Here is a 13816-nt window from a genome sequence, read left to right as displayed (position 1 = left end):
CAGCCCGCGGAATTTCAAACCACGCTATCCCAAATCAGATCAACGGCCTGCTTTTTGTAAAATAGTAAATGACGGTTGTTTTTGTAACCAGCGCATACGAAACGTCATCATGACCGCCGCAAAAGTCAGACCCAGAATGAAGCCGCACCAGAATCCGCTTGGCCCCATTTGCGGCACCAGCAGATCAGTCAGCCCGAGCACATAGCCCACCGGCAATCCCAGGACCCAATAGGCGACAAACGTAATATAGAAAATCGAACGCGTATCTTTGTATCCGCGCAGTACGCCGCTGCCGATCACCTGAATTGCATCTGAAATCTGGAACAGTGCGGCAAATATCAGCAGGTGAGATGCAAGCGTCACCACTTCGACATTGTCATTATAAAGTGACGCGATATGTTCACGGAAAATGATGGCGGCCATGCTTGTACAACAGGCCATCAGAATGCCGGTCAGAATACTGGTGTAAGCGGCCACTTTGGCGCCTTCTACCGAAGATTCACCGAGCCGCGAGCCGACGCGGATCGTTGCCGCAACGCCCAGCGAAAGGGGGATCACAAACATCAGTGAGCCGACATTAAGCGCGATCTGATGGCTGGCGACGGCCACGATACCTAGCGGTGAAACCAGCAGCGCGACAATGGCAAACAGCGTCACTTCAAAGAACAGCGCCAGCGCAATCGGCATCCCGAGCTGAATCAGACGGCGCAGCGTCGGCCAGTCAGGTTTTGCAAAGCGGGAAGGGGCAACGATATCGCGCATCGTGTAATTGCGGCGCACGTAAAATCGCATCATGAAGAACATGACCCAGTAAACGGTGCCCGTCGCCACACCACAACCTACGCCGCCGAGAGCCGGCGCGCCAAATTTCCCGTAGATGAAGATGTAGTTAACGGGAATATTCACCAGCAGGCCGATAAACCCGAAGACCATGCCGGGTTTCGTTTTTGACAATCCTTCGCACTGATCGCGTAATACCTGAAAGAATAAATACCCCGGTGCACCCCACATGATGGCGTGCAAATAACCGACGGCTTTTTCTCTCAGTTCAGGATCGATGTTGTGCATCAGCCCGATGAGATGATCACACTGAGACAAGACGGCGATGATCAGTACGGAAACGCCGGAAGCCAGCCAGAATCCCTGCTGGATCTGATGGCCGATTTTATCGCGGCGGCCGGCGCCGTTCAGATGAGCAACGGTGGGCGTCAGTGAAAGTAATAAACCATGGCCGAATAAAATCGCGGGCAGCCAGATGGAGGTGCCGACGGCAACCGCAGCCATATCGGTGGCACTGACTGAACCGGCCATAATGGTATCGACAACGCCCATGGCGGTCTGGGCTACCTGCGCAAGGATGACCGGGATCGCAAGCGCCAATAATACCCGCGCCTCTGCAAGGTACTTCTGCACTGATACACCTTTTTTTGTTGATTATATTGAATAAAAAACGCCACACGTGGCGGCATTTAAGAGCGGAAAATAGCCAGAAGATTGTACATCTTCAATATTTTTAAGCAAACAATGCTGTTAATGACCGGTTAAATAATGAAATCCTTCAATCCCAGACTATTTTTGTCCGCAGAGATTTGGCTTTCATTTAATTCTGCGGCAAACTGACCTTAGCGTCGTCTTAATACAGCAGATTTAAACATTGAGGAATAGGCTATGTTTACCGGAATAGTTCAGGGAACCGGAACGGTCGTGTCCATTGACGAAAAACCGAATTTCCGTACCCATGTAGTGCGTCTGCCTGAGGATATGCTTGATAACCTCCAGCTGGGGGCTTCTGTCGCGCACAACGGTTGTTGTCTGACGGTCACAGAAGTGAAGGGGGATTTAGTCAGTTTCGATCTGATGAAAGAAACCCTGCGTCTGACCAATCTCGGCGATCTGAACGTCGGTGATCAGGTCAATCTGGAACGAGCAGCGCGTTTTAATGATGAAATCGGCGGGCATCTAATGTCCGGGCATATTATTTGTACTGCCGAAGTGGCGAAAATTCTGACGTCAGAAAATAACCGTCAAATCTGGTTCCGCATGCCGCATGAAGATTTAATGAAATATGTATTACATAAAGGGTATATCGGGATTGATGGTATCAGCCTGACCATCGGGGAAGTGACCCGGACCCGTTTTTGTGTGCATTTAATTCCTGAAACGCTGCAAAGAACCACGCTCGGCACTAAGCGTCTCGGGGATAAAATTAATATTGAAATTGATCCGCAAACGCAGGCCATCGTCGATACGGTTGAACGTGTGCTGGCCAGCCGCGAAGCCGCAATAGCCACAGCGCAGGCGATGATCGAAAAGGCTGAATAATTATTTTCAGCACGTGTGTGAAGAAGCACCAAAAAGAAAAACCGGACATTAACGTCCGGTTTTTTGCTTTGGTAGCGCGGTAAAAAAATTTTGCGCATTAGCGCGGCACGCGCATCCCGCCATCCACACCTTCAGGGCTGAACACAACTTGCCAGAGCTGAATATCACGCGCTCTGAAAGCACCCGCACAGGCATTCAGATAGTAGGTGAACATCCGGTGAAAACGGTCGCCGTAACGTTCTGCCAGTTCAGGCCAGTGTTTCTGGAAACGTTCATTCCAGGCCATCAGAGTACGATCATAATCTGCGCCGATGTTGTGCCAGTCTTCCATCACAAACAATGACTCGCTGTTTTGAGCAATTTGCTGGACAGATGGCAGGCATCCGTTGGGGAAGATGTATTTATCTATCCAAGGATCGACACTCAGATCTGTTTTGTTAGAACCTATGGTGTGCAGCAGGAAAATGCCGTCAGGTTTGATGTTGCGCCGGGCGACATTAAAGTAGGTCTCATAATTCTTTGGACCCACATGTTCGAACATACCGACGGAAACAACACGGTCGAACTGATCGTTAAGATCGCGGTAATCCTGCAGCAAAATGGTGACGTCCAGGCCTTCGCAGCGTTTCTGGGCCAGCTTTTGTTGTTCGGCAGAAATCGTAACGCCGACGACGCTGACGCCATAATTGCGGGCTGCAAACTCAGATAATCCACCCCAGCCGCAGCCGATATCGAGCATACGCTGGCCCGGTTTCAGTTGCAGTTTATCGCAGATCATTTTGAGTTTAGCTTCCTGCGCTTCTTCAAGCGTCGTGGCATCTTTCCAGTAGCCACAGGAATATTGCATGTACGGGTCGAGCATCAGGGTAAATAAATCATTACCTAAATCGTAATGTTCTTTCCCGACGATCCATGCCCGTTTGCGGGACTGAAGATTGGTGAGGCGTGCTGCCGCGATACGTAGTGTGTCTTTAAAATGGTGGGGGAGTTTATTTTCCAAACCGGCACGGAGAACGCGCTGGAAAAATATATCAAGGCGCTCGCATTCCCACCAACCATCCATATAACTTTCACCCAGACCCAAAGAACCTTCCTGTAAAACACGCTTGAAAAAGTCAGTGTTTTTTACTTTAAGGTCGAAAGGGCGATTACCGTTAACCTGGATGTCTGCCGTAGCCAGCATTTCACTGACTATCCGATACCACTGATTGTCCTGAATGCTTTGGTCTTCTATACACGATGAACTCATAGCTTCTCCATCACTTTCTCTTCTGACTTATTAACCTGCCGGGAAAAGCAAAGGCTATTTGTGCAGGTCTTTATGAGAACAGACGGCTTGCGCCACGTCCGATATTCGACACCAACAGAGGAAATTAGAAGAACGCCTGCACACAAAATGTGGGCAGGAAAATCATCCTTGAAAAACGAACCAGAATAAATAGTGTGACGCGATCCTCGCGCCGACGCTAAGTATGTAATAAAAGTATTGTAAAAATGCTATTTTATTGGGTTCAGTTGAGTATAGGCTCGCCGGCTGGCATTCTCAATAGTTAATCGCTGCGAATGTAAATGTCCATTAAGTGATTGTTACTTATAGTCATTATCACTATTAATTCGCATGCCGTGCCTGCTGTTTCTGCTCCGGTTCCTGTTCACCAGATTGCCCTTCTTCCCGGCGCAGTGACAGCCAGCGGCCTAAAACTACCAACAGTAGTGTAGACAGCATCGTGGTGACTGTCGCCATGAGTGGTTGCACAATAAATGCGGAAACCAGCAAACTTGCGAGGAAACACAGACCCAACTGCAGGGTATTTTGCAACGCCGCGGCCTTACCTGTATTAGCAGGAAATGGCATTAATGCATTTGCGACAACAATGGGATAAATCGCGCCATTCACCAAAGCCATCAGACAGAAGGGAATTAACAGACTCACCAGCCCCGCATCAGTAAATATAGCCACGCCGAACAGACCCGCCACACTGACGCCATAACCTGCCAGCAGCCACGGCAGGATCTTATTCCCATCCGTTTTGCTGATCAGCACACGACATCCAAAACCGCCCAGCAGGAAAGCAATCGTCTGCGGAACATAGCTCAGGCCAATCACGCCCGGGGAATATCCCATGTCGCTGAGAATAAACGGGGAACCGGTCAGCCACGCAAAAAAGCCAGCAGAGCAGGCGGCATAAATCATCACGTTACCGCTGTAAACCCGCGAAGCGAGAAGCTTTGCGAAACCGGCTTTATCAGCAGGAGCATGAACCTTTGGCGCATTTTCGCGCAGTGTGAACGTGGTGATAAGTAAGATAGCTGCCACAGCGGTCAGCAGAACGAAAATCGCTTCCCAGTCAAAATGGTTGAGAACCCAGGCGCCCAGTAAAGGTGCCAGAGCAGGGGAAAGCGCAACCAGCGGCATGATGCTGGCAAAGGTTTTTTTAGCAACATCGGCAGAAAAACGATCCACCACCAGCGCCTGCCAGGTGACGGCGGCGGCACAGACGCCGACAGCTTGCAGAAAACGCAGAGCCAGCAGGGCGCGGACATTCTCAACCCACAACACGCCCAGACAACCGACGACAAAGAGCGCTAAGCCAATCAGCAATACCGGTTTGCGGCCAATCTTGTCGGACAGTGGCCCCCACAACAGCTGGCCGATGGCAAATCCGCCAAGGAAAATACTCAGGCTGGCACTGATCATCCCCGGGCTGGTCATCAGGCTGGTTTGCATCGCGCTGAAGGCCGGAAGGTACATATCTGTCGCTAAAAAGCCAAGCATGCTCAGCCCGGCAAGATAGAGCATAAATCCAAGTGAGGGTTTCATTATTGTCTCTTTAATTTATTTATTGCAGATGATTTGACGCGGAAATCGTATCGGATGCGGAGTTTAACGCTTTGATAACAGGCTTGTGAAACGCTAATATTTGCAATCTGCTATCAAAAATATTGAAGGCTAAACGATGTGGTCAGAATATGCTCTTGAAGTGGTTGATGCTGTCGCCCGAACAGGCAGTTTCAGCGCTGCTGCGCAGGACTTGCACCGGGTTCCTTCTGCCATCAGCTATACCGTTCGCCAGCTTGAACAATGGCTGGCTGTTTCGTTGTTTGAACGCAGACACCGCTACGTCGTTCTGACTCCTGCCGGTAAAGTTTTTGTCGATGAAGCACGCGTTCTGACAAAAAAAATGATAGCGACCCGCCGCCAGTGTCAGCAGGTCGCCAACGGCTGGCGCGGAGAATTACGGGTGGCCGTTGACCGTATCGTTAAACCTGCGCGAACACGGCGGCTGGTGCTGGATTTCTACCGCCATTTCCCGGATACCGAACTCATCATTCATTCGGAAGTCTTTAACGGTGTCTGGGACGCGCTGGTAGACGGGCGGGCGGATGTCGCCATCGGCGCGACGCGGGCGATCCCCGTCGGAGGACGGTTCAATTTCCGCGATATGGGTTTTATGGACTGGCATTGTGTGGTCAGCGCCCAACATCCGCTGGCGCAGACGTCGGGAATACTGAGTGACGATCAGTTACGGCCTTATCCGGCGCTTTGCCTGGAAGATACATCGCGAACATTGCCGAAACGCGATACCTGGACGCTGGATAACCAGCGGCGGCTGGTGGTTCCCGACTGGACGTGTGCGGTGGAATGTCTGAACGAAGGTTTATGTGTTGGCATGATGCCGGTTCACCGCGTGACGCCCTGGATTGAACAGCAAAAATTGCAGGTTCTGTCGCTGGAAAATACCTTTCCGGATAGCCCGTGCTGCCTGACGTGGGATCAGAGCAATCCGTCGCCTTCGCTGGCGTGGCTGCTGGAATACATGGGCGATACGGAAACGATGAACCGGGAATGGTTGCGCGACTGACAAAAAAAACGCCTGCGGCACAGGCGGTTATTGAAAGTTAACGGCGGTAATCGCGGTACGGGCCGTCGGCCACGGAACGGCGCTCAACCAGTTTCGGATGCACTTCAATGGTCTGCGATTCTTCGCGTTTGCTGATAATTCTGTCCAGCAGCATGGTAAAGGCCATTTCGCCCAGACGTTCTTTTGGCTGATGAACTGTCGTCAGTGCCGGCGAGAAATAGCGCGCATTACGCACGTTGTCATAGCCAATCACGGAAATATCCTGCGGTACGCGCAGGCCCAGTTCATCGGCGGCACAAATTGCGCCCATTGCCATCACGTCGCCGCCACAGAATACGGCCGTCGGACGGTTTTTCTGCATCAGAATTTTGTGCATGGCCTGATAGCCCGATTCCGGCTCAAAGTCGCCCTGAACGACCCATTCTTCACGAAGAGGAATATTGGCTTCTGTCAGTGCTTTCACAAAGCCCTGGAAGCGGCCGCCGCCGGTGTTTCGCGCCAGCTGCCCCGGGATCACGCCGATATCACGATGACCACGTTCAATCAGATAACGTCCGGCCATATAACCGCCTTCGAACGCGTTATCGATAATGCTGTCGGTGAAATTCTTACGCGCTTCGCCCCAGTCCATCACAACCATCGGGATGGAGCGGTATTCTTCAAGCATGTTCAGCAATTCGTCCGGATATTCCGCGCACATCACCAGTAAACCGTCGACGCGCTTTTGCGCCAGCATTTGCAGGTAGGCCTGTTGCTTCTCCAGATTATTGTGCGAGTTACACAAAATCAGCGTATAGCCTTTTGAGAAACAGCTGTTTTCCACGGCCTCAATCACTTCGGCGAAGTAGGGCGCTTCACTGGACGTTGCCAGCAGACCGATAGTTTTGGTGTTATTGACCTTGAGGCTGCGTGCCACGGCGCTGGGAGAATAGTGCAACTCTTTGATTGCAAGGAGAACCGCGGCTCGGGTTTCTTCGGCGACGAAACGGGTTTTATTGATGACGTGCGACACGGTTGTGGTGGAAACGCCAGCGCGCTTTGCGACATCTTTAATCGTTGCCATGTAAAAAATGACTCCTGTGCTCACGTGTTTCAGCACGTTAGCATTATGTTAATCGTTTGCTTGCGTGGATTTATCTGCTGACTTCGAAAAGGGCAGTGAAATCGTTGGGTGGATTATTCAGAGTGAGGCGTGAAATGCTCTCGGGTGAAATCGACCGGCACACAGGCGTGGTAACCGACAATTTTCACTTATAATGCAGGAAAGTGGAAGTAAAATTGTCATGAACCTGTTGTCATTCAGCACAAGATTTTAAATGCGAATTGTGAGAAAATGCGTTGGCACACATTTAGTGTGGCTAAACGAACGCCACAATTTGATCCGTAAGGGGGTTTGATGGACAGCAACCTGAAATTTTCTTTGATCACTACGGTCTGCGCTTTGCTCGTGATTATTGCTTTCAGCTTCACCGCAGTGATGAACTGATTTGCGTGTAAGCCGCAATAAAAAAGGGCGATTACCTATAACAGGAATCGCCCTTTTCAATTTTACGCAGTCACCCATTCCGCCGATACTCTTCCCTGCAGAAACTCTTCGTTAAATGCTATTCAATGGCTGATTAGCGAAACTTCAGACTTAACGAATTGTTTATTATCGGATCGTCTTAGGGGTCATTACCCGACGTGCGCCTACATAATGATCTTGCCAGTAATCGTCACCCAGTGAGGTGATCTTAATGTCTTCGCCGGTGCGCGGTGACTGGATAAACTTCCCGTTTCCTACGTAAACACCGACATGGTCTGCGGCGCCGCGGTTATTAATCCGGAAGAACACCAGATCGCCGGATTCTAATTCACCCCGTTTGACCGGAGCCGCATCGCGCAAGTGGTACATTTCATTCGCTGTGCGGGGCATTTTAATACGGATCAAATCTTTGTATGCGTAGTAAACCAGTCCGCTGCAATCGAAACCTGTATTCGGTGACGTTCCGCCCCAGCGGTAAGGTTTGCCGACCTGGTGCATCAGCTTCGTCATCGCGGTTTGTTGTGCGTGCTGATAACGTTTCTTGTGTGTTGCGCTGAGCGTTATCGGTTTACTGTCTTCTTCACGTAACTTTTTGCCTTTGCGGTGGCGGCCATACGCTTCTTTTTTACTGGCCTTTTCACTGCTGTTTTTAGCGAGAGAGCGGGTTTTCGTTTCTTTCTCTGCTTTCGCTTCGGCCCGGGTTGTCTTGAGTGTTTTTTCTTTTTTACTCTCGGCCCGCGTCGTTTTTACTGTTTTTTCAGAAGACGTCTTTCGCTTAACCAGTTCGGTGCTTTTGACTTTCTTCTTCGAATTTTTTTCCTGAGTTTTAGGTTCTGAAACCGGCGCGACTTTGGTTTTCTTGCTGGTTTTCGCGGCTGCCGTTTTTCGCTTTCGGCGTTCTTCAGGCGTGACCTGGTTGACATGACTCTTTCGCTGGTCGGCCGCAACACGAGTCTGTGGCGACGCATGAGCCATATTCAGAAACAGCTGGGTAAAGAGCAGCACAAAAAGCGTGAACAGTAAGCGCATAGCTTCGTTACCATGAGTGGTAGGATTAAACATCAGGGATGTCAGAGTATTGCCTAAAAGAACGAGACAAAAAAGCACGAATTGCCTCGATTCTAGATCATATTGTGAGAAAAAGTTAATAGCTTTTTTTATGTCGAAATAACCGCCATTTTTAGTCAAAAAAATAACCACTTTTCATCATGTTATTATTTAAGTTAAAGAATGGGATTTTGCAAATCTGACATTATCGTGGAACGGCAAAAATGTTATTCTCGATGAATCTTTAAATATGTGAGCCTGAACGCAAGCGCTGAAGATTGTTTAGGAAAATGCCAGTATTGAGAAAGACCACACAAAAATTGGCGTTTTTATCTGGTGGCAGCCATCGTTACAATAGAAAGCATTGTGATTGCGCACCGTCTCTGTGTGCTGCGCGTGAAGAGTAATGACCGTGACAGCCTGTACCGGCTTGAGGAAGCAAGAAATGACCACTCCAACGATTGAAAAAATTCAGAAGCAAGTTTCTGAAAACCCGATTCTGCTGTACATGAAAGGTTCTCCAAAATTGCCAAGCTGCGGTTTCTCTGCACAGGCCGTTCAGGCGCTGTCTGCGTGCGGCGAGCGTTTCGCTTACGTTGATATCCTGCAGAACCCGGATATCCGTGCTGAGATGCCAAAATTTGCAAACTGGCCAACGTTCCCGCAGCTGTGGGTTGATGGTGAGCTGGTTGGCGGCTGCGACATCGTGGTTGAGATGTTCCAGCGCGGTGAACTGCAACAGCTGATCAAAGAAACGGCTGAGAAATACAAATCCTCTGAAGAGTAATTCAGGGCGATTCAGAAGTACCGGCAGCCTGACCCGGGGTTACCGGTAAAAAAAGAGCGACATTATGTCGCTCTTTGTATTTGTCCTTTCGACCGCATGAAAGCCGCGAAAATTATTGCTGATTCTCTTCCGGCGCTTCTTCCGCTTCGTTTTCATCCGCAGAAAGTGCCAGCGGCCAGCCGCCGAGACGTTTCCAGCGATTCACCAGCTCGCAGAACAGTTCTGCTGTGCGTTCAGTGTCGTACAGGGCGGAGTGTGCCTGACTGCTGTCAAACACAATACCGGCGCTGATACAGGCCTTCGCCAGCACGGTTTGCCCGAGCACCAGCCCGCTTAACGCGGCGGTATCAAAGGTGGCAAACGGATGGAAAGGATTGCGTTTTAGCCCCGCGCGTTCGGCTGCGGCCATCAGGAAACTGTGGTCGAAATTGGCGTTATGCGCCACGATAATCGCCCGGTTGCAGTTCTGCTCTTTCATCCCTTTGCGGATAACTTTGAAAATCTCATGCAGCGCTTCGTATTCGCTGACCGCACCGCGCAAAGGGTTGGTCGGATCGATACCGTTAAAAGCCAAAGCTTCCGGCACCAGCACCGAGCCTTCGAAAGGCTCAACGTGGAAATGCACGGTCTCGTCGCTTTGCAGCCAGCCGTCCTCATCCATTTTCAGCGTGATTGCGGCAATTTCCAGCAGCGCATCAGTTTTGGCATTAAATCCGGCGGTTTCCACATCAATCACCACGGGATAAAAACCACGAAAACGACCTTTCAGGGCGTTAATGTCACTATTCTCGGCCATTAGCTTCTTAATCTTTATCGAATTCAGCGCGCATTATGACAAATTTTGTCACCCGTTGCAGGGGCACGGAGAAATTGGCAATAAAAAAGGGCGCATCAGCGCCCCTGTCCGTGGTTAATGCCTTTATTGCAAAGGATTAATTTCCCAGACCCTGACCGGCATGTTTGGATTCGATCAGCTCAATTTTGTAGCCATCCGGATCTTCCACGAACGCGATGATGGTTGAACCGCCTTTAACCGGGCCTGCTTCACGTGTCACTTTACCGCCCGCATTGCGGATGTCTTCGCAGGTTTGCGCCACGTTATCAACGCCCAGCGCGATGTGACCATATGCGGTACCGATGTCGTAGCTGTCTACGCCCCAGTTGTAGGTCAGCTCGATCACGGCGCCTTCACTTTCTTCGGTGTAACCCACGAAAGCCAGTGAATATTTATACTCTGTATTTTCGCTGGAACGCAGCAGGCGCATGCCTAAAACGTCAGTATAAAAGCTGATTGAACGTGGCAGATCGCCGACGCGAAGCATGGTATGGAGTAAACGCATAATTTCCTCTTTATTTGCAGGATGATGATTATTATTTCAAGCCTAACTGATAGTGACCGTTTTGTCCGTAAAACGGCAATCAGTTGCTGAATGACTAACCAAAAAAAGCGGCAACCGGAGGGCATCGGCTGCCGCAAAGAAGGCGTAAAAATTTATTATTGATTACAGCGTTGGGTAATCGGTATAGCCCTGAGCACCGCCGCCGTAGAAGGTTTCAGGTTTTGGTTCATTGAGTGGAGCATGTGATTTCAGGCGCTCGACCAGATCCGGGTTGGCGATGTAGCTGCGGCCAAACGCCACGGCATCGATATACCCTTTTTCGATCAGCTCTTCGCCTTTCTCTGCGGTATACGCGCCAGCACCGACAATCACGCCCTGATAATGCGCGCGGATCACTTCGCGGAATTCTGTGGTGTAAGGTTTGCCGCCCGCCCAGTCAGGTTCTGAAATGTGCAGGTAGGCCAGTTTACGTTTGTTCAGTTCATCCAGCAGATAGATTGCCGCTTCTTCCTGATCCTGGCCGTTGTCCAGGCCGTTGAACGGGCCCATCGGGGAAATACGGATACCGACGCGATCAGCACCGATGGCGTCAATGGCGGCGTCTACCACTTCGAGAGTCAGACGTGTGCGGTTTACAATGCTGCCGCCGTACTGGTCTTCGCGCAGGTTAGAGGCCGGAGACATGAACTGGTGCAACAGATAACCGTGCGCCGCGTGCAGTTCGATGTAATCGAAACCGGCTTCTGCTGAACAGGCTGCCGCGTGACGGAAATCATTCACGATGCCTGGGATTTCACTCAGCTCAAGCGCGCGCGGTGTCGGGCAATCGACGCGAATGGCGTGGCCTTGCTCATCACGCAGGCTGGTGCGCGTATTGGGATTGACCGCTGAGGGCGCGACCGGCGTCTGGTTGTCCGGCTGAACGCTGTTGTGCGAAATCCGGCCGGTGTGCCAAAGCTGTACGGCGATGTGGCCGTTTTTCTGATGCACGCCGGCAACAATTTTTTTCCAGGCCGCAACCTGTTCCGGCGTATGCAGGCCGGGTGCGCCCGCATAACCTTTCGCCTGGAAGGAAACTTGTGTCGCTTCGGTGATGATGAGGCCGGAGCTGTGGCGTTGTGCGTAATATTCACCCATCAGCGGCGTCGGGATATCACCCGGTTCAATGCTGCGCAGACGGGTCAGTGGCGCCATAAACACGCGGTTTGGCAGGGTGTTTTTACCAACAACAAGAGGGGTGAAAAGCTTAGTCATTTTGAGTAACTCCGAAATTATGGGATTGATCGGTATGACATTATGGAGCGAACTCCCCGCATACGACCGTTTATTCATGGCTCTTTCTATCGTATCCGGGGCGCTTGTGACTACGCGCACGGTGCCTTTTCGAAAAAACTTACCCTGCGTAGTATCACTGTGTGGGCGAGAAATGAAGAAAAAAGAGCCGGCGGGTGCCGGCTGAGGTGAGGGCAAACATCTGTTTTCTTATTGATGTCGGGGAAACAGTAGGGCTGTTTTCAGACAGAATAAACAGCCACGCGTAAGGTAGCAGCGCCGTGTTGCAGATATTTGAAGATTGAGACATCGGGCGATAAATCATCTTGCGGGATGGCGGGAAAACGTCTTGAATAAAAGTTCACCGTTATTTGCGGAGGGCGTGTGGCCCAGCAGCTTGAGTTTTTCGACATCCCCAGTCCGTGCCGCGGAATTTGTCAGGCCGATGAACGTGGTTATTGCCGTGGTTGCCTGCGCAGCCGCGAAGAACGTTTTGGCTGGATAAAAATGACTGATACGGAAAAACGCCATGTGCTGCGCTTGTGTCAGCAACGTTTAGCGCGGCAGCAGCGTGCCGGAAAACAGCCGGACGAACCGCTGCCGGAACAACCCGAACTGTTCTGAAGACGTAACGCGGATTGTCAGGGTCGTGATGGCGGTCTGCTTCTTTGCAATTCTTCCGCTTCGCATCAATACAGCGTCACAGACGTTGTGTATTCTGTCGCTTGAAAATACGAAAAACTTAAGGGAATCATAATGGAAGCACGCACTTCGATTTCGCCGCAAGGCCCGGTTTTTTCAAAACTGATTTGCGGTTACTGGCGTCTGATGGAATGGAATATGACGCAGCAGCAGGTTCTGGCGTTTATGGAGCAGCATATCGAGCTGGGTATCACGACCGCCGATCATGCGGATATTTATGGCGATTATCAGTGTGAGGCGGCGTTTGGCGCGGCTCTGCGTCTGAAACCGTCGCTGCGCGAAAAAATGCAGCTGGTGAGCAAATGCGGTATCGCCACCAGAGCAAACCCCGACAACAAGATTGGTCACTACATTACCGATCATAAATATATCGTTGAACGCGCTGAGAAATCCCTGAGCAATCTGCATACGGATTCTCTGGATTTACTGCTGATCCACCGCCCTGATCCGCTGATGGACGCCGACGAAGTGGCAGAAGCGTTCACGCAGTTGCATAAGAGCGGCAAAGTGAAACACTTTGGTGTCTCCAATTTTACGCCAGCGCAGTTCAGCCTTTTGCAGTCGCGCCTGCCGTTTTCACTGGTCACCAATCAGGTGGAAATTTCTCCGATTCATCAGCCCGCTATTCTCGACGGAACCTTAGATCTCTGCCAGCAGCTGCGTATCAAACCGATGGCGTGGTCCTGACTGGGCGGCGGTCGCCTGTTCAGCGAGGCAGAATTCCAGCCTCTGCGTGACGAGCTTCAGGCCGTGGCCAATGAAACCGGTGCAGACACCATTGAGCAGGTGGTTTATGCGTGGGTGATGCGCCTGCCTTCACAGCCGTTGCCAATTATCGGTTCGGGCAAAATCGAACGCGTGGCGTCAGCACTGAAATCATTATCGCTTGAGATGACGCGCCAGCAGTGGTTCCGCATCCGTAAAGCGGCTCTGGGTTACGATGTTCCGTAACCCGTTT

The 13816-nt window shown here is 51.0% G+C and carries 13 protein-coding genes and 1 pseudogene; 6 read left to right on the top strand and 8 right to left on the bottom strand.

Going from position 1 to position 13816, the window contains the following annotated elements; all coding sequences use genetic code 11:
• Nucleotides 1-39: 39 nt before the first annotated feature.
• Nucleotides 40-1413 carry an MATE family efflux transporter gene (locus tag IV433_RS13335; RefSeq protein ID WP_195814456.1) on the bottom strand — a complete coding sequence of 458 codons (1374 nt, stop codon included), beginning with the start codon at nucleotides 1411-1413 and terminating at the stop codon, nucleotides 40-42.
• A 255-nt stretch (nucleotides 1414-1668) separates the two neighbouring features.
• Between IV433_RS13335 and IV433_RS13330 the strand changes: the two genes are divergently transcribed.
• Entirely contained in the window at nucleotides 1669-2322 is a 654-nt protein-coding gene (locus IV433_RS13330) for a riboflavin synthase subunit alpha (protein ID WP_195814457.1), read from the top strand.
• Nucleotides 2323-2419: 97 nt separating this feature from the next.
• Here IV433_RS13330 and cfa read toward each other — a convergent pair whose 3' ends face one another.
• The gene (cfa, locus tag IV433_RS13325; protein WP_195814458.1) at nucleotides 2420-3571 is read right to left on the bottom strand and encodes a cyclopropane fatty acyl phospholipid synthase; all 1152 of its coding nucleotides are present in this window, start codon (nucleotides 3569-3571) and stop codon (nucleotides 2420-2422) included.
• Between the two features lie 360 nt (nucleotides 3572-3931).
• Nucleotides 3932-5143: a purine nucleoside transporter PunC gene (punC, locus tag IV433_RS13320; protein ID WP_195814459.1), complete on the bottom strand. Its 1212-nt coding sequence runs from the start codon at nucleotides 5141-5143 to the stop codon at nucleotides 3932-3934.
• Between the two features lie 136 nt (nucleotides 5144-5279).
• Here punC and punR point away from each other — a divergent pair, with 136 nt between their 5' ends.
• Entirely contained in the window at nucleotides 5280-6185 is a 906-nt protein-coding gene (gene punR, locus IV433_RS13315) for a DNA-binding transcriptional activator PunR (protein WP_195814460.1), read from the top strand.
• 37 nt (nucleotides 6186-6222) lie between these two features.
• Here punR and purR read toward each other — a convergent pair whose 3' ends face one another.
• Nucleotides 6223-7248 carry an HTH-type transcriptional repressor PurR gene (gene purR, locus IV433_RS13310; protein WP_104922527.1) on the bottom strand — a complete coding sequence of 342 codons (1026 nt, stop codon included), beginning with the start codon at nucleotides 7246-7248 and terminating at the stop codon, nucleotides 6223-6225.
• Between the two features lie 333 nt (nucleotides 7249-7581).
• Here purR and cydH point away from each other — a divergent pair, with 333 nt between their 5' ends.
• A complete protein-coding gene (gene cydH / locus IV433_RS26400) occupies nucleotides 7582-7671 on the top strand; it encodes a cytochrome bd-I oxidase subunit CydH (RefSeq protein ID WP_104922526.1) in 90 nt (29 codons plus the stop codon).
• A gap of 165 nt (nucleotides 7672-7836) precedes the next feature.
• Here cydH and IV433_RS13300 read toward each other — a convergent pair whose 3' ends face one another.
• Nucleotides 7837-8739: a C40 family peptidase gene (locus IV433_RS13300; RefSeq protein ID WP_195814679.1), complete on the bottom strand. Its 903-nt coding sequence runs from the start codon at nucleotides 8737-8739 to the stop codon at nucleotides 7837-7839.
• Between the two features lie 463 nt (nucleotides 8740-9202).
• Between IV433_RS13300 and IV433_RS13295 the strand changes: the two genes are divergently transcribed.
• Nucleotides 9203-9544, top strand: a complete 342-nt coding sequence (locus IV433_RS13295) for a Grx4 family monothiol glutaredoxin (protein WP_015697793.1) — start codon at nucleotides 9203-9205, stop codon at nucleotides 9542-9544.
• 112 nt (nucleotides 9545-9656) lie between these two features.
• Here IV433_RS13295 and rnt read toward each other — a convergent pair whose 3' ends face one another.
• From rnt to nemA, 3 genes are all read right to left on the bottom strand, one after another.
• Nucleotides 9657-10340 carry a ribonuclease T gene (gene rnt / locus IV433_RS13290; RefSeq protein ID WP_195814461.1) on the bottom strand — a complete coding sequence of 228 codons (684 nt, stop codon included), beginning with the start codon at nucleotides 10338-10340 and terminating at the stop codon, nucleotides 9657-9659.
• A gap of 136 nt (nucleotides 10341-10476) precedes the next feature.
• Nucleotides 10477-10884, bottom strand: coding sequence for a lactoylglutathione lyase (gene gloA, locus IV433_RS13285; RefSeq protein WP_195814462.1), 408 nt, complete (start codon nucleotides 10882-10884; stop codon nucleotides 10477-10479).
• Between the two features lie 162 nt (nucleotides 10885-11046).
• Nucleotides 11047-12138, bottom strand: coding sequence for an alkene reductase (gene nemA / locus IV433_RS13280; protein WP_195814463.1), 1092 nt, complete (start codon nucleotides 12136-12138; stop codon nucleotides 11047-11049).
• Nucleotides 12139-12540: 402 nt separating this feature from the next.
• On the opposite strand from nemA, the gene IV433_RS13275 reads away from it, so the two are divergent.
• Both IV433_RS13275 and IV433_RS13270 read left to right on the top strand, forming a co-directional pair.
• Nucleotides 12541-12780 carry a DUF1289 domain-containing protein gene (locus IV433_RS13275; protein ID WP_195814464.1) on the top strand — a complete coding sequence of 80 codons (240 nt, stop codon included), beginning with the start codon at nucleotides 12541-12543 and terminating at the stop codon, nucleotides 12778-12780.
• A 132-nt stretch (nucleotides 12781-12912) separates the two neighbouring features.
• A pseudogene (locus tag IV433_RS13270) lies at nucleotides 12913-13809 on the top strand (aldo/keto reductase).
• Nucleotides 13810-13816: the final 7 nt, after the last annotated feature.

Source organism: Rahnella laticis (assembly GCF_015644585.1).
In the GTDB taxonomy this organism is placed as follows: domain Bacteria; phylum Pseudomonadota; class Gammaproteobacteria; order Enterobacterales; family Enterobacteriaceae; genus Rahnella; species Rahnella laticis.
The sequence above is the reverse complement of the archived record's forward strand: the minus strand, read 5'-3'. Positions and strand labels throughout refer to the sequence as shown.